At 67.1% G+C, this 16,165-nt stretch carries 15 protein-coding genes; 13 read left to right on the plus strand and 2 right to left on the minus strand.

Translation table 11 applies throughout. The annotated features are described in order from the left end of the window. Positions 1–67 precede the first annotated feature (67 nt). From tsf to lpxB, 13 genes are all read left to right on the plus strand, one after another. Positions 68–991, plus strand: coding sequence for a translation elongation factor Ts (gene tsf / locus AC5JDC_RS24325; RefSeq protein ID WP_495845384.1), 924 nt, complete (start codon positions 68–70; stop codon positions 989–991). 189 nt (positions 992–1,180) lie between these two features. After that, the gene (locus AC5JDC_RS24330; RefSeq protein ID WP_106772524.1) at positions 1,181–1,813 is read left to right on the plus strand and encodes a LysE family translocator; all 633 of its coding nucleotides are present in this window, start codon (positions 1,181–1,183) and stop codon (positions 1,811–1,813) included. A gap of 183 nt (positions 1,814–1,996) precedes the next feature. Continuing rightward, positions 1,997–2,716, plus strand: a complete 720-nt coding sequence (pyrH, locus tag AC5JDC_RS24335; protein ID WP_106772523.1) for a UMP kinase — start codon at positions 1,997–1,999, stop codon at positions 2,714–2,716. Between the two features lie 42 nt (positions 2,717–2,758). Next, positions 2,759–3,319 (plus strand): ribosome recycling factor, encoded by a 561-nt coding sequence (gene frr, locus AC5JDC_RS24340; protein WP_495845386.1) that lies wholly within the window; start codon positions 2,759–2,761, stop codon positions 3,317–3,319. Between the two features lie 32 nt (positions 3,320–3,351). After that, the gene (locus AC5JDC_RS24345; RefSeq protein WP_106772521.1) at positions 3,352–4,080 is read left to right on the plus strand and encodes an isoprenyl transferase; all 729 of its coding nucleotides are present in this window, start codon (positions 3,352–3,354) and stop codon (positions 4,078–4,080) included. A gap of 7 nt (positions 4,081–4,087) precedes the next feature. After that, the gene (locus tag AC5JDC_RS24350) at positions 4,088–4,918 is read left to right on the plus strand and encodes a phosphatidate cytidylyltransferase (RefSeq protein WP_495845390.1); all 831 of its coding nucleotides are present in this window, start codon (positions 4,088–4,090) and stop codon (positions 4,916–4,918) included. 109 nt (positions 4,919–5,027) lie between these two features. Beyond that, positions 5,028–6,167, plus strand: a complete 1,140-nt coding sequence (rseP, locus tag AC5JDC_RS24355) for an RIP metalloprotease RseP (protein ID WP_495845391.1) — start codon at positions 5,028–5,030, stop codon at positions 6,165–6,167. Positions 6,168–6,387: 220 nt separating this feature from the next. After that, positions 6,388–8,754, plus strand: a complete 2,367-nt coding sequence (gene bamA, locus AC5JDC_RS24360) for an outer membrane protein assembly factor BamA (protein WP_495845393.1) — start codon at positions 6,388–6,390, stop codon at positions 8,752–8,754. Between the two features lie 45 nt (positions 8,755–8,799). Next, positions 8,800–9,855, plus strand: a complete 1,056-nt coding sequence (gene lpxD / locus AC5JDC_RS24365; RefSeq protein WP_495845395.1) for a UDP-3-O-(3-hydroxymyristoyl)glucosamine N-acyltransferase — start codon at positions 8,800–8,802, stop codon at positions 9,853–9,855. Continuing rightward, entirely contained in the window at positions 9,848–10,306 is a 459-nt protein-coding gene (gene fabZ / locus AC5JDC_RS24370) for a 3-hydroxyacyl-ACP dehydratase FabZ (protein ID WP_106772516.1), read from the plus strand. The genes lpxD and fabZ overlap by 8 nt, the downstream gene beginning before the upstream one ends. Positions 10,307–10,317: 11 nt before the next feature. Beyond that, entirely contained in the window at positions 10,318–11,148 is an 831-nt protein-coding gene (gene lpxA / locus AC5JDC_RS24375; protein ID WP_495845398.1) for an acyl-ACP--UDP-N-acetylglucosamine O-acyltransferase, read from the plus strand. Then, the gene (locus AC5JDC_RS24380) at positions 11,123–12,022 is read left to right on the plus strand and encodes an LpxI family protein (RefSeq protein WP_495845400.1); all 900 of its coding nucleotides are present in this window, start codon (positions 11,123–11,125) and stop codon (positions 12,020–12,022) included. Before lpxA ends, AC5JDC_RS24380 begins: the two co-directional genes overlap by 26 nt. Next, positions 12,019–13,185 carry a lipid-A-disaccharide synthase gene (gene lpxB, locus AC5JDC_RS24385; protein WP_495845402.1) on the plus strand — a complete coding sequence of 389 codons (1,167 nt, stop codon included), beginning with the start codon at positions 12,019–12,021 and terminating at the stop codon, positions 13,183–13,185. The genes AC5JDC_RS24380 and lpxB overlap by 4 nt, the downstream gene beginning before the upstream one ends. A gap of 82 nt (positions 13,186–13,267) precedes the next feature. Here lpxB and gltA read toward each other — a convergent pair whose 3' ends face one another. After that, positions 13,268–14,557 (minus strand): citrate synthase, encoded by a 1,290-nt coding sequence (gltA, locus tag AC5JDC_RS24390; protein WP_106772512.1) that lies wholly within the window; start codon positions 14,555–14,557, stop codon positions 13,268–13,270. 176 nt (positions 14,558–14,733) lie between these two features. Next, positions 14,734–16,158 (minus strand): glutamate--tRNA ligase, encoded by a 1,425-nt coding sequence (gltX, locus tag AC5JDC_RS24395; protein ID WP_495845405.1) that lies wholly within the window; start codon positions 16,156–16,158, stop codon positions 14,734–14,736. Positions 16,159–16,165: the final 7 nt, after the last annotated feature.

A 16,165-nucleotide genomic window follows, 5' to 3' on the forward strand; every position in this document is an offset into this window, starting at 1 on the left:
TGCCGGCGTCAGGCGCATCGTCGATACTTCGATGGTGCGCCAGCGCATTTTGAACGAAGAGGCAAAGATGAGCATTTCTGCTGCACAGGTTAAGGAACTCCGCGAGATCACCGGCGCGGGCATGATGGACTGCAAGGCGGCGCTCGCCGAGACCAATGGCGACATGCAGGCCGCCGTCGACTGGCTGCGCGCCAAGGGCATCTCCAAGGCCGACAAGAAGGCCGGCCGCACCGCCGCCGAGGGCCTGATCGGCATCGATTCGGGCCTGCGCGAGGCGGTCGTGGTCGAGGTCAATTCGGAGACCGACTTCGTCGCCCGCAACGTCGCCTTCCAGGAGATCGTCACCAACGTCGCCAAGGTCGCGCTGGCTTTCGGCCCGGACACCGACGCCGTTGCCAACGCGAAATATCCGGGCTCCGACAAGTCGGTAGCCGAGACCATCAAGGACGCGGTCGGCACGATCGGCGAGAACATGAGCTTCCGCCGCGCCGCAAAGCTGTCGGTGCCGCACGGCTCGGTCGCGACCTACATTCACAACGCGGTGGCCGACGGCCTGGGCAAGCTCGGCGTGCTGGTGGCGATCGAGACGGCCGGTGATGCCGAAGCCGCCAAGGCGTTCGGCCGCCAGGTGGCGATGCACGTCGCCGCGACCAACCCGCTGGCGCTCACCGCCGAGGAGATCGATCCGGCCGTGGTGGCGCGCGAGAAGGCGATCTTCACCGAGCAGGCGCGCGAATCCGGCAAGCCGGAGAACGTCATCGAGAAGATGATCGAGGGCCGCATCCGCAAGTTCTACGAGGAAGTCGTGCTGCTGAAGCAGGCCTTCGTGATCAATCCCGACCTCACCGTCGAGAAGGCGCTGAAGGAGGCCGAGAAGGAGATCGGCGCGCCGGCCAGGATCAGCGGCTTCGTGCGCTTCGCGCTCGGCGAGGGCATCGAGAAGGAAAAGTCGGACTTCGCGGCGGAAGTCGCGGCGGCCGTCAAGAAGTAACGTCCGGAACACCGGAGCCGTTCCGGGAGGGGCCGCATGCTTCGCGCTGCGGCCCCTCTTTCGTCTTCGGCGCCCCGCCGCGCCACACCGTGACATCGGCGCGGCGCTCCTGTATCGGAACAGCCCGGCCCGCCCGTGACGGCGGAGCCAGGCGCGAGCCCGGCGCCTTCCGGGGGCGGAGGATGCCAGATGCCTTCATACGAGCTCCTGCTCGCCTTCTTCGTCACCACGGCCATCTTCGCCTACATCCCCGGGCCGGCGATGCTTTATGCCGCCGCGCGCACGATGGCGGGCGGGCGCGTGGCCGGCCTGATGGCGACGCTCGGCATCCATCTCGGCTGCTATGCGCATGTCTTCGCCGCGGCGGCCGGGCTGTCGGTGCTCTTCCATGCCGTGCCGCTGCTCTACACCGCCGTCAAGATCGCCGGCGCCGCCTATCTGGTGTGGCTCGGCATCAGCCAGTTGCGCCGCAAGGTGCAGGGCGACGTCGACGTGCCCGCGCTGCGGCCGGCCTCCGGCCGCCGGGCCTTGCTCGAAAGCGTCCTGGTCGAGGTCCTCAACCCGAAGACCGCGATCTTCTTCGTCGCCTTCCTGCCGCAGTTCATCGACCCCTCCGCCGGCCTGCCGATCTGGATGCAGTTCGTCATCCTGGGCACGATCGTGAACCTGATGTTCTCCTCGGCGGACGTCGTCTGCGTCTTCCTGGCCGGCGCGCTGGTGAACCGGCTGAAGCGTTCGGGACGCGTCCAGCGCATGGTGCAGTGGGCCGGCGGCGGTCTGCTGGTCGGCTTGGGCGTGCATCTGGCGCTGCAGAGGAACTGATCGCGCGAGGCGGGCGGATGCAACGCCCTGTTAAATGCGTCGATGCCCGACGCGCGGGCCACCGTGACATCGCGACTCCCTTCGTGTATCCGGAAGCCGCACGCACCCTTCGGTCCTGGCGGCGGACGGGGTCGGTTGGACGGTCCCGGCGCGGCGGCCGGATTTGCGAGACATTTTGAGGATTTGATGGCCAAGCCCCTTTATCGACGCGTCGTGCTGAAGGCTTCGGGCGAGGCGCTGATGGGCGAGCAGCATTTCGGCATCGACGTCTCCGTCGTCGACCGCATCGCCTCCGACATCGCCGAGGCGCGCGCACTCGGCGTCGAGGTCGGCGTGGTGATCGGCGGCGGCAACATCTTTCGCGGCGTCGCGGTGGCGTCCAAGGGCGGCGATCGCGTCACCGGCGACCACATGGGCATGCTGGCCACCGTCATCAACTCGCTGGCGCTGCGCACCTCGCTGGTCAAGATCGGCGTCGACGCGGTCGTGCTGTCGGCCATCGCCATGCCGGAACTGTGCGAGAGCTTCTCGCAGCGCCAGGCGACCGCCTACATGAACGCCGGCAAGGTCGTGATCTTCGCCGGCGGCACCGGCAATCCTTTCTTCACCACCGATTCGGCCGCGGCGCTGCGCGCCGCCGAGATCGGCGCCGACGCGCTGTTCAAGGGCACCCAGGTGGACGGCGTCTACTCCGCCGACCCGAAGAAGGATCCGACCGCCGTCCGCTACGACCGCATCAGCCATGCCGAGGTGATCAAGAACAACCTCGCCATCATGGACACGGCGGCAATTGCGCTTGCACGCGAAAACAACATCCCGATAATTGTGTATTCGATCCACGAAAAAGGCGGGTTCGGCGAGATTCTGACTGGCGGGGGTCACTGTACCGTCGTCGCCGATTGAGGTGCCGGCCGCAAGATCGACAGTGGATCAAGGAGTGAGACGATGACCAACGGGGCGAATTTCAACGACATCCAACGGCGCATGGACGGCGCGGTGGCCGCTTTCAGATCCGACCTCGCGTCGCTGCGCACCGGCCGTGCCTCGGCCAACCTGCTCGATCCGATCACCGTGTCGGCCTACGGCACGACCATGCCCATCGCCCAGGTGGCGACGGTCTCGGTGCCCGAGCCGCGCATGATCTCTGTGTCCGTCTGGGACAAGCAGATGGTCGGCGCCGTCGACCGCGCCATCCGCGAATCCAATCTCGGCTTCAACCCGATCATGGACGGCACCACGCTGCGCATCCCGCTGCCGGAGCTCAACGAGCAGCGCCGCAAGGAACTGGTCAAGAAGGCCCATGAATATGCGGAGAACGCCAGGGTCGCGGCCCGGCACGTGCGCCGCGACGGCATGGACCACCTGAAGAAGGCGGAGAAGGACGGCGACATCAGCGAGGACGATCACCGCAAGCAGTCGGAGCGCGTCCAGAAGATGACCGACGACACCATCTCGACGATCGACAGCCTGCTCGCCGGCAAGGAAGCCGAGATCATGCACGTTTGAGGCGCTTCTCGGGGAACGGGCCTGAAGACGATATGACTACGCCCGCGCATGTCGCGATCATCATGGACGGCAACGGCCGCTGGGCGAAGGCGAGGGGCCTGCCGAGACTTGCCGGGCATCGCGCGGGCGTCGAGGCGCTGCGGCAGGCGGTGCGCACCGCCTCGGACCTCGGCATAGGCTGGCTCACAGTCTACGCCTTCTCGTCGGAGAACTGGTCGCGCCCGCAATCGGAAGTGAGCGACCTGCTCGGCCTTCTCAAGCTGTTCATCCGCCGCGACCTCGCCGAACTGCACCGCGCCGGCGTGCGGGTGCGGGTGATCGGCCAGCGCGACGACCTCCAGGCGGACATCCGCATGCTGCTGGAGGAAGCCGAGACGCTGACGATCGCCAACCGGGCGCTCAACCTGGTGATCGCCTTCAACTACGGCAGCCGCGACGAGATCGTGCGGGCCGTGCGCAGGATCGCGGCCGACGTGGCCGATGGCAGGCTGAGCGCCTCGGCCGTGACGCTGCAGACGGTGTCGGCGGCGCTCGACACCAGCGGCATACCCGATCCGGACCTGGTGATCCGCACCAGCGGCGAGATGCGGCTTTCGAACTTCCTCCTCTGGCAGGCCGCCTACAGCGAGCTGGCCTTCCTGCCGTGCTACTGGCCGGATTTCACGCCCGAGCTGTTCAAGGACACGCTTCGCCAGTTCGGCACGCGCGAGCGCCGCTTCGGCGGGCTCGTCGAGCGCGATCCCGTCTCCAGCAGCGCGTGACCGCGGGATGAGCAACCTGCAGCTCAGGGTGATCTCGGCGATCGTGCTCGCCGCCGTCGTGCTCGCCGTCACCTGGTGGGGCGGGCTGCCCTTCCGCCTGCTGTCGGCCTTCATCACGCTCGCCGTCTTCTACGAGTGGTCGCGCATGGCGCGGCCCGCGACGGCTGCGGGCTGGCGCATCGGCGGGCTCGGCTTCCTGCCGGAAGCCTGCGTCCTGGCTTTTGCGGTCGCTCTGGTCGCCGCTCTGCCGGGCCTCCTGCTGATCGGCTTCGTCGCGGCGCTGGGCGTCCTGCTGGCGGTCCTGTCGGCGATGCGCGTCGGCAATCAATGGGAGAGCGCCGGTTTCGCCTATGCCTGCCTCTCCGGCCTGTCGCTCGCCCTGCTGCGCGGCGGCGATATGGCCGGTCTGCTCGCGATTCTCTTCCTGTTCGCCGTCGTCTGGTCGACGGACGTCTTCGCCTATTTCGTCGGCCGGGCCGTCGGCGGCCCGAAACTCGCCCCGTCCATTTCGCCAGGGAAGACGCGCAGCGGCGCGCTCGGCGGCCTCGTCGCCGGCGTCGTGGCCGGGCTGGTCGTCTGCCTGGCCGTGGGCGTCGCCTCGCCATGGCTGCTGGTGCTTGTCGCCGCGCTGCTGTCGATCGTCTCGCAGGCCGGCGACCTGTTCGAATCCTGGGTCAAGCGCCGGCACGGGGTGAAGGATTCGGGCTGGATCATCCCGGGGCACGGCGGCGTCATGGACCGCGTCGACGGCCTCGTCGCCGCGGCCTTCGCGCTTTACCTGATCGGCTGGCTGCTGGGCGGCGCCGACCGGCCGGCACAAGGGCTGTTTCCCGGATGAGGCATACTGGATTAGCTGCGGCGAGGCGCCGCACAGTCTTTGATTTGCCGCCATCCCGCCGTAGAAGGGCGTCGGAGCGGCGGGACCGGTCCGCCAACGAGGGCATGACTTGAGCGCGTTCTTCTCGTCCATCTTCGGCTTCGAGGGGATTCTCCTCGGCACCATCGTGCCCTTCCTGTTCGTGCTGACGGTGGTCGTGTTCGTCCACGAGATGGGCCATTACCTCGTCGGCCGCTGGTGCGGCATCGGCGTGCAGGCCTTCTCCATCGGCTTCGGCCCGGAACTGTTCGGCTTCAACGACCGGCGCGGCACGCGCTGGAAGCTCTCGGCGATCCCGCTCGGCGGCTACGTCAAATTCGTCGGCGACATGAGCGTCACCAGTTCGCCGGACGCTGACGGGGAGAAAAACCTGTCGCCGGAGGAGCGGCGAATCGCCTTCCACACCCAGCCGGTGTGGAAGCGCGCGGCGACCGTCTTTGCCGGCCCCGCCTTCAACTTCCTGCTCACCATCGCCGTCTTCGCGGTCATGTTCGCCGCCTACGGGCGCGACGTGCGCGAGCCCATGGTCGCCCAGGTCAACCCCGGCAGCCCGGCCGCGAGCGCCGGCTTCCAGCCCGGCGACCGGTTCGTGTCGATCAACGGCCGGCAGATCGAGACCTTCGACGATGTCCGGCGGATCGTCTCCGGACGGGCGGGCGATACGCTCACCTTCGTCATGCTGCGCGACGGCAAGGACGTGACCCTCATGGCGACGCCGCAGATCGTCGAGCAGCAGGACGCGCTGGGCAATGTCATGAAGGTCGGCGTGATCGGCGTGGTCAACGACGAGCAGCTCGGCCAGCCCAGGCATATCGACTACGGCCCGGTCGAGGCCATCGGCGCGGCGGTGAGCCAGACCGGCCATATCATCGCCGCCACCGGTCAATTTTTGAAACGGTTTGTCGTCGGGCGTGAGGACAAATGCCAGCTCGGCGGCCCGGTCCGCATCGCCGACATGGCCGGCAAAGCGGCGAAGGCCGGCTTCGAGTGGCTGGTCCAGCTCGTCGCCATGCTGTCGGTCGGCATCGGCATCCTGAACCTGCTGCCGATTCCGCCGCTGGACGGCGGCCACCTCGTCTTCTACGGCTACGAGGCCGTGTTCCGCCGTCCTGTGCCCGAGCGCATGATGGAGGCGGTCTACAGGACCGGAATGTTCCTGGTCCTGGCCTTCATGGCTTTCGTGTTCTGGAATGATCTGTTCGGATGCTGATTCCGTGGGGGAAATCAATGCGAGAAACGCGATGTTACGGTCTCGTTTACCATGAGCGCCGATTGGCGTGACGCCAATGTCACGGCCGGGTGCGAAGTAAACGGCGGTTAACCAGAAGCCTTGCGTATAGGGAAAATCCGGTTAATACCGTAAGCGCAAATGTCCGCGACGTCCGGTTTTCTCGCCGTGGGGACTACGAGAAAAAGGTAATTTGAGCCCGATGAAGGCAGTTTCTAATTTTCTGGGCGCCGCGTCCGCGATTGCCCTCTCAGCGGCGGTCGCCGTTCCTGGCGCTATCGTCGTCCAGCTTGCTGCCGTCCCGGCCGCTTATGCGGCCGTGGTGAGCAGCATCGAGGTTCGCGGCAACCAGCGTGTCGAAGCCGACACGATTCGCAGCCAGACCGGGATCACGTCGGGCAGGTCGTTCTCGAATGCCGATGTCGACGAGGCGGTGAAGCGGCTGTTCGCCACCGGCTTGTTCTCGGATGTGCGCATCAACCAGGTCGGCTCTACCCTGGTCGTCCAGGTTTCCGAGTACCGGGTGGTCAACCAGGTGCTCTTCCAAGGCAACAAGAAGATCAAGGACGCCGCCCTGACGGGCGCCGTGCAGCTCAAGCCGCGCGGTACCTTTACGGACGCCGCGATGGAAGCCGACGCGGAAGCGATCCGCGACGCTTATCGCCGCATCGGCCGCGACGACGCCACGGTGACGCCGCAGGTGATCGATCTCGGCGACAACCGCGTGAACGTGGTCTACACCGTGCAGGAAGGCGACCGCACCAAGATCGCGGCGATCAATTTCGTCGGCAACAACGCCTTCGGCGACCGCCGGCTGTCCGACGTCATCGCCACCAAGCGCTCGACCTTCCTGTCGTTCCTGCTGCGCGACGACATCTATGACGAACAGCGCCTGCGCGCCGACGAGGAGCTGCTGCGGCGCTTCTATTACAATCGCGGCTACGCCGACTTCCAGGTGATCTCGGCGATCGGCGAGTTGGACGAGGCGTCCAACCAGTACACCATCACCATCACCGTCGAAGAGGGCGCTCGCTACACCTTCGGCGACATCTCCATCGACAGCACCATCCCCGACGTGGACACCACCAAGCTTCAGTCGCTGGTCACGACGCATAGCGGCGACGGCTACAGCGCCAAGAACGTCGAGGATTCGATCATCGCGCTCACCGAGCAGATGGCCGGCCAGGGTTACGCCTTCGCGCAGGTCACCCCGCGCGGCGACCGCAATTTCGAGAACCACACGATCGCGGTCACCTACGCCATCGATCAGGGCCCGCGCACCTATATCGAGCGCATCGAGATCCGCGGCAATGCACGCACCCGCGACTTCGTGATCCGTCGCGAATTCGACGTCAGCGAGGGCGACGCCTTCAACCAGGTTCTCATCCAGCGCGCCAAGCGGCGGCTGGAGAAGCTCAACTTCTTCGAGCGCGTCGACATCTCGACCGTGCCCGGGTCCGAGCCGGACCAGGTGGTGCTGGTGGTCGACCTGGTGGAGAAGTCGACCGGCGAACTGTCGATCGGCGCGGGCTACACCACGGGCGGCCAGACTCCGGGACCGTCGGTCGAGGGTTCGATCACGGAGCGCAACTTCCTCGGCCGCGGCCAGTTCATCCGCTTCGCCGCGGGCGTGGGCCGCCGGTCGCGCGACTTCACCTTCTCCTTCACCGAGCCGTATTTCCTCGGGCGCCGCATCGCGGCCGGCTTCGACATCTTCCGCCAGACGCGCACCTACGACGACTACCAGAGCGAGACGACCGGCGCGACCGTGCGCTTCGGCCTGCCGATCACCGAGGCGCTGACGACGCAGACGGCCTACACCTTCGCGCAGGAGAAGTACGAGTTCCGCGACAATTGCGATCCGGAAGACGGCGATCCCAATCCGTGCGACGTGTCGGAGGCAATCGTCGACGGCATCGACAACAGCCCGTGGAACAAGTCGTCGATCTCGCAGTCGCTGATCTACAACACGATCGACGACATGAAGAACCCGCATTCGGGTATCTATGCCAACCTGACGGCCGAGTTCGCCGGCATCGGCGGCGACGCCAAGTACATCAAGCTGACCGGCCGCGGCTCCTACTACAAGACGCTGTCGGAAGAGTATGACATCGTCGGCCTGGCGGTCGTCGGCGGCGGCTACATCACCGGTTACGGCAGCGAATCGGATCTGCGCATCTTCGACCATTTCCAGGCCAACGACCGCATGATCCGCGGCTTCGAATACAACGGCATCGGTCCCTACGATGCCGATACCGACGACCATCTGGGTGGCACCACCTACTTTAACGCCTCGGTCGAGGCGCAATTCCCGGTGCCGGTCATTCCGGAGAGCTTCGGCCTGCGGGGCGCCGTGTTCGCCGACGCGGCGACGCTCTACGGCAACGACATCGGCAATGATGACGTCGAAGTCGCCGGCTCGAGCATGAAGTGGCGCGCGTCGGTCGGTGCGGGCCTGATCTGGGCGTCGCCCTTCGGTCCGCTGCGTGTCGACTACGCCCTGCCGGTGGTCAAAGAGGACAACGACCAGGAGCAGAACTTCAACTTCGGCATCTCCACGCGCTTCTGAAGCAACGAGCGGTCCGGGCACCTGTGCCCGGACGCAAAGGCCTGCATGTCCGAAACCGAATTCTTCGCATCGGTGCGTCGCTACTCGGCATCTGAGATCGCGACGCTCACCGGCGCCGAGATCAAGACACCCGAATTGGCGAACGCCCTGGTTGACTCCATTGCCGCCGCGGCCACCGGCGGCGACGGTGCGCTGGTGTTCGTCGAGGGCAAGCGCAACGCCGCCCTGATGGACGGGCTGCGCGCCGCCGCCATCCTGTGCACGGCGGACGTGGCCGAGCGTGCCCCGGGGGGCATTGCCGTCCTGGTGACGCCGCGGCCGCAATATGCCTTCGCCATGGTCGGCCGGCTGCTCTATCCGGAAGCCGCGTCGCCGGTCGCCATGACCGGGGAGACCGGCATTTCGCCCGCGGCCCATGTCGATCCTGGCGCCCGGCTGGAAGCAGGTGTCGTCGTCGAGGCCGGCGCGGTGATCTCCGCCGGCGTGGCGATCGGGGCGGGTACGATCATCGCTCCGAACGCCGTCGTCGGCCGCGACTGCAAGATCGGCCGCAACTCCTATGTCGGGCCGAACGCCGTCGTCCAGTATGCGCTGCTCGGCGACCGGGTGATCGTGCATGCCGGCGCCAAGATCGGCCAGGACGGGTTCGGCTTCGCCATCGGCAAGGCCGGCCCCGAGCGCATCCCGCAGATCGGCCGCGTCATCGTCCAGGACAATGTCGAGATCGGCGCCAACACGACCATCGACCGCGGCGCGCTCGCCGACACGGTGATCGGCGAGAACACCAAGATCGACAACCTCGTGCAGATCGCCCACAACGTGCGCATCGGCCGCAATTGCGTGATCGCCGGGCTGTCGGGCATTTCCGGCTCGGTGACCCTCGGCGACAATGTGATGGTGGCGGGCGGGGTCGGCATCGCCGATCACCTCAGCATCGGCACGGGCGCCCAGCTTGCGGCCCGCAGCGGCTTCATGCATGACGTTCCGGCAGGCGAGGTGTGGGCGGGCTACCCGGCAAAGCCGATCGGCCAGGCGATGCGCGAGATCGCCACGCTCGGCAGGCTGACAAAGGCTAGGGCAAGGAAGCAGGACAATGGCTGAGGCCGTCACCCTCGAGGCGATCGACATTCTCGGCGTGCTGAAGCTCCTGCCGCATCGCTATCCGTTCCTGCTGGTCGACCGCATCATCGCCATCGACGGCGACAACTCGGCCGTCGGCATCAAGAACGTGACCTTCAACGAGCCGCACTTCCAGGGCCACTTTCCCGGCCAGCCGGTCATGCCCGGCGTGCTCATCATCGAGGCGATGGCGCAGACGGCAGGTGCCATCTGCATCCGCAACCGCGGCTCCGACAGTCCGTCGATCGTCTATTTCATGACCATCGACAACGCCAAGTTCCGCAAGCCTGTCGTGCCTGGAGACCGGCTGGAAATCCATGTGAAGAAGCTCAAGCAGCGCGGCACCATCTGGCGCTTCGCCTGCGAGGCGCTGGTCGACGGGGCGAAGGCGGCGGAGGCCGAGATTTCCGCCATGATCGCCGGCGCGGCCTGACCAAAGAGATCATGACCGAAACCTTCATCCATCCCCTTGCCGTCGTCGAGTCGGGCGCCCAGATCGGCGCCGGCGCCGAGATCGGCCCGTTCTGCCATGTCGGTGCCGACGTCGTGATCGGCGACGGCACGAAACTGATCAGCCATGTCGTCGTCGCCGGCGCCACCACGATCGGCCGCGACTGCACGATCCACCCGCAGGCGGTGCTCGGCGGGCCACCGCAAAGCACCGGCCACAAGGGCGGGCGTACGACGCTGACCATCGGCGACAACTGCATCATCCGCGAATTCGTCAGCATGAACACCGGCACCGATTTCGGCCGGGGAGCGACGACCGTCGGCAACAACGGCCACTTCCTCGCCTATGTCCACATCGCGCATGACTGCTCGATCGGCAACAACGTCACCCTGACCAACGGCGTGACGCTTGCCGGCCATTGCGAGGTCGGCGACTTCGTCGGCATCGGCGGGCTGACCGCAATCCACCAGTTCGTGCGGATCGGCAACAACGCCTTCGTCGCCGGCGGCTCGATGATTCTCGGCGATATCGTTCCCTACGCCATGGTGGGCGGCAACCGCGCGGTGCTGCGCGGCATGAACGTCGTTGGCATGAAGCGCTCCGGCGTGCCGCATGCCGAGGTGCTGAAGCTGCGGCTGGCCTACAAGACGCTGTTCGACCGGTCGCGCACGCTTGCCGAGAACATCGAGATCACGCGCGCGAAATTCGCCGATTCTCCCTATGCGATGCGGGTGGTCGAGTTCATGCTGGCGCGCGGCAAGAGGCAGTTCACGCTCCCGCCGCTGAAAGGCGCGGCCGATGACGACGCCGACGGCCAGGACTGAGACGCCGTCCATCCAACTCGGCTCCGGCGACAAGGTCGCGGTGGTGGCTGGCAGCGGCCGGCTGCCGGTGGAGGTTGCCGAAGGCCTCGCCCGCCAGAACCATGCGCCGCTCGTCGTGCTGGTGCGCGGCGAGACGGACCAGCGGGCGGCGTTTGCACCCTTCGAGAGCATGGAGATCGGGCTCGGCGAGTTCGCCTCGGCGCTGTCCAGCCTGAGACGGCGCGGCATAACCCATATGGTGCTCGCCGGCGGCATCGGGCGCCGGCCCGCCTGGCGTGAGTTCCGGCCCAGCCTGTCCCTGCTGCGTCATCTGCCGCGGGCGCTTGCCGCGCTGCGGCGCGGCGACGACGGCCTGCTGACCGTCCTGATACGCACCATCGAGCGGGAGGGCATCAAGGTCGTCGGCGCCCATGAGATCGTGCCGGATCTGCTCGCCGTCGAAGGGCCGATGAGCCGCGAGAGGCCGCGCGCCGCCGATTGGCCGGATATCGACGCCGCCTATGCCGCGGCGCGCGCCATCGGCGCGCTCGACATAGGGCAGGGCACGGTGGCGATCGGCGGCCGGGTGATCGCGGTCGAAGGCATCGAGGGCACCGACGGACTGCTGGAGCGTGTGAAGGCCCTGCGCAGCCACGGCCGGCTCGCCGGCAAGTCGCGCGGCGTCCTGGTCAAATGCGCGAAGCCCGGGCAGGAGCTGCGCGCCGACCTACCGGCGATCGGCCCGGCGACGGTCGACATGGCGCACGCCGCCGGCCTCGCCGGCATCGGCGTCGAGGCCGGGCGGGCGCTGGTCCTGGATGTCGGCGATCTCGTCGAGCGCGCCGACGCACTCGGCCTGTTCGTGGTCGGCCTGCCGCGGGAGCGCACGCCATGAATACGCGCCCGCTGAAGATCGCCGTGATCGCCGGGGAGGAGTCCGGCGACCTGCTCGGCCACGATCTTGTCGAGGCGCTGCGGCGCACCACCGGCAGGGATGTCGCGCTTGTCGGAACCGGCGGCCGCCATCTGCAGGAACTCGGCCTGCGCTCGCTGTTCGACGCTTCCGAGATCGCCCTGATGGGCATCGGCGCCATCCTGCGCGACCTGCCGCGACTCGTCCGCCGCATCGGCCAGACGGCGCGCGCCATCGTCGCCGAGCGGCCGGACTGCCTCGTCACCATCGACAGCCCGGAATTCGCGCTGCGCGTCGCCAAAAAGGTCCGCGCCGCCGATCCGACCATCCCGATCGTGCATTATGTCTGCCCGTCGGTATGGGCATGGCGGCCGGGCAGGGCACCCGCGATGCGTCCCTATGTCGACCGCATCCTGTGCCTGCTCCCCTTCGAGCCGGCCGAGCTCGAGCGGCTGGGCGGCCCGCCCGGCACATTCGTCGGCCACCGGCTCGCCACCGATCCCGGCATCCTGACCGCCGCGCGGCTGCAGGCGGGCCGTATGGTTTCGCCACCCGGCGAGCCGCGCAACCTTCTCGTGCTGCCGGGCTCGCGGCGCAGCGAGGTCGGCCGACTGCTCGCCCCGTTCGCGGACACGCTGGCGCAGCTTCGCGCCCGCGGTCACCGGCTGAACCTGCTGCTGCCGACCGTGCCGCACGTCGCCGAACGGGTGCGCGACGCCACGTCGGGCTGGCCGGACCGCCCCGAGATCATCCTGGATGCCGAGCGCAAATGGCAGGCTTTCGGCGAGGCGGACGCCGCGCTCATCGCGTCCGGGACCGTCTCGCTCGAGCTGGCGCTGGCGGGCGTACCCTTCATATCCTGCTACAAGCTCGATCCGGTCGGCCGTGCGTTCCAGGGCTTGGTCACCGTCTGGTCGGCGTCGCTGCCCAACATCATCGCCGACCGGGTCGTCGTGCCGGAGCACTACAACCAGTATGTCCGCCCGCTGCATCTGGCGCGCGAGCTGGAGGGCCTGTTCGCCGACACGCCCCTGCGCGCCTGGCAGAAACAGGGCTTTGCCGAAGTCGCGCGGCGCATGCGCACCGACAGGCCGGCGGGGGAGCTGGCGGCGGAAGTGGTGATGGAACTAGCGAATAGGGAATAGTGAGTAGCGAATAGGGAATAGTGAGTAGCGAATAGCGAATAGGGAAGAGAGGTGGCCCTATTCCCTACTCGCTATTCGCTTCTTACCGTTTCGCAATCGGCACGAAATCGCGTTCCGCCGGGCCGGTGTAGAGCTGGCGCGGCCGGCCGATCTTCTGCTGCGGGTCCTCGATCATCTCCTTCCACTGGGCGATCCAGCCGACGGTGCGGGCGACCGCGAACAGCACGGTGAACATGGTGGTGGGGAAACCGAGCGCCTTCAGTGTGATGCCCGAATAGAAATCGATGTTCGGGTAGAGCTTCTTTTCAATGAAATATTCGTCTGTCAGCGCGATCCGCTCCAGCTCGATGGCGACGTCCAGCATCGGGTCGTCCTTGATGCCGAGCTCGCCGAGCACCTCATGCGTGGTCTTCTGCATGATCTTGGCGCGCGGATCGTAGTTCTTGTAAACGCGGTGGCCGAAGCCCATCAGGCGGAACGGATCGTCCCTGTCCTTGGCGCGCCCGATGAATTCGGGGATGCGGTCGACCGTGCCGATCTCCGACAGCATGTTGAGCGCCGCCTCGTTGGCGCCGCCATGCGCCGGCCCCCACAGGCAGGCGATGCCGGCGGCGATGCAGGCGAAGGGGTTGGCGCCCGACGAGCCGGCCAGCCGGACCGTCGAGGTCGAGGCGTTCTGCTCGTGGTCGGCATGCAGGATGAAGATGCGCTCCATGGCGCGCGCCAGCACCGGATTGACCTTGTATTCCTCGCACGGCACGGCGAAGCACATGTGCAGGAAGTTGGCGGCGTAGCCGAGGTCGTTCTTCGGGTAAATGAAGGGCTGGCCGATATGGTACTTGTAGGCCATGGCGGCAATCGTCGGCATCTTGGCGATCAGGCGCACCGAGGCGACCATGCGCTGGTAGGGATCGGAGATGTCGGTGGAGTCGTGATAGAAGGCCGACAGCGCGCCGACCACGCCGCACATGACTGCCATCGGATGGGCGTCGCGGCGGAAGCCGGTGAAGAAGCGGCTCATCTGCTCATGCACCATGGTGTGGCGCGTGACGCGGTGGTCGAAATCGTCCTTCTGCGCCTTGGTCGGCAGCTCGCCGTAGAGCAGCAGGTAGCAGACTTCCAGGAAATCGCTGTGCTCGGCCAGCTGGTCGATCGGATAGCCGCGGTGCAGCAGCACCCCGGCGTCGCCGTCGATGAAGGTGATCTCGGATTCGCAGCTTGCCGTCGACGTGAAGCCGGGGTCGTAGGTGAACGCGCCGGTGTCCTTGTAGAGCGAGGCGATGTCGATCACTTCAGGCCCGACGGAGCCCGGTCGAACCTTCAGCTCGTGCGTCTTGCCCCTGAATTCCAGCTTCGCTGTCGATTCGGTCATGCGGATACCCCTTTGTTTAAGGTCGGGATAGCGGCGGCTGGTCGCCGCCACGTGGATGCCGGCTTGAGTGCGGTTCACCCCGCTGTCCAAGCCGTATCCGGGAGCTTCTGAAGGCGGCGGCAATGTTGCACCGCAGCAGAAGGGTTGCAATGGCCCTTGATGAGGCCAGGGAAGGACTAATCGATTTGATCTCCGATGCGTGCCAAACTCTCTTCTCGACCCAGCACCGCCAGCACGTCGAACACGCCCGGCGAGGTGCTGCGACCGGTCAGCGCGGCGCGCAAGGGCTGCGCCACTTGGCCGAGCTTCACGCCCTGCGCGGTCGCGAATTCGCGGATGGCCGCCTCCGTCGACTGCGCCGTCCAGTCGCCGGCGACGCCCGTGAGCGCGGCCCAGGCGCCGGCCAGCACCGTGCGCGGGCGCTCGCCGAGCAGCGCCACCGCCTTTTCGTCCATTGCCAGCGGCCGCTGCGCGAACAGGTAAGTAGCGCTGTCCGCCAGTTCGACCAGCGTCTTGGCGCGCTCCTTCAATCCCGGCATTGCCGCCAGCAGCTTTGCCTTCTGCGTTTCGTCGATCCCGGCCGCGAGCGGGCCCGAGGTCGCCAGATGGGGCAGGGTGGCGACCAGTGCCCCGGTCAGCTCCGCGTCATCCATCCGGCGCATATAGAGGCCGTTCAGCGCCTCCAGCTTCTGGAAGTCGAAGCGCGCCGCACCGCGGTTGACGTCCTCGATCTCGAACCAGCGGACCATGTCGCCGATCGACATGACCTCGTCGTCGCCATGGCTCCAGCCGAGCCGCGCCAGGTAATTGAGCAGCGCCGCAGGCAGGTAGCCCATGGCGCGGTATGCCTCGACGCCGAGGGCGCCGTGCCGCTTCGACAGTTTTGCGCCGTCGGCCCCATGGATCAGCGGGATATGCGCCATGACCGGTACCTCCCAGCCCATGGCGTCGTAGATGACCGTCTGGCGGGCGGCGTTGGTCAGGTGGTCGTCGCCGCGGATGATGTGGGTGACGCCCATGTCGTGATCGTCGACCACCACGGCATGCATATAGGTCGGCACGCCGTCGGAGCGCAAGATGATGAAGTCGTCGAGATCCTTGTTGGGAAAGCGCACATCGCCCTGCACCCGGTCGCGCACGACAGTCTCGCCGTCGCGCGGCGCCTTGATGCGGATCGCCCCCTTGACGCCGGCAGGCGCCTCCGAGGAATCGGCGTCGCGCCAGCGGCCCTCATAACGCGGCGGCCGGCCCTCGGCGCGCGCCTTCTCGCGCATGGCCTCCAGCTCGGCCGGCGTCTCGTAGGCGTAATAGGCCTTGCCCTTGGCCACCAGCTCCTCGGCCACCTCGCGGTGGCGCTGCGCGCGGCCGAATTGCGAGATCGGCTCGCCCTCCCAGGTGAGGCCGAGCCAGGTCAGCCCGTCGAGGATCGCCGCCGTCGCCGACTCCGTCGAGCGCTCGCGGTCGGTGTCCTCGATCCTGAGCAGCATCGTGCCGCCGGTGTGGCGGGCATAGAGCCAGTTGAACAGCGCCGTGCGGGCTCCGCCGATATGCAGATAGCCGGTGGGCGAGGGGGCGAAACGGGTGACGACGGGCTTGGACATCGGCCTC

This window comes from Kumtagia sp., assembly GCF_059502445.1.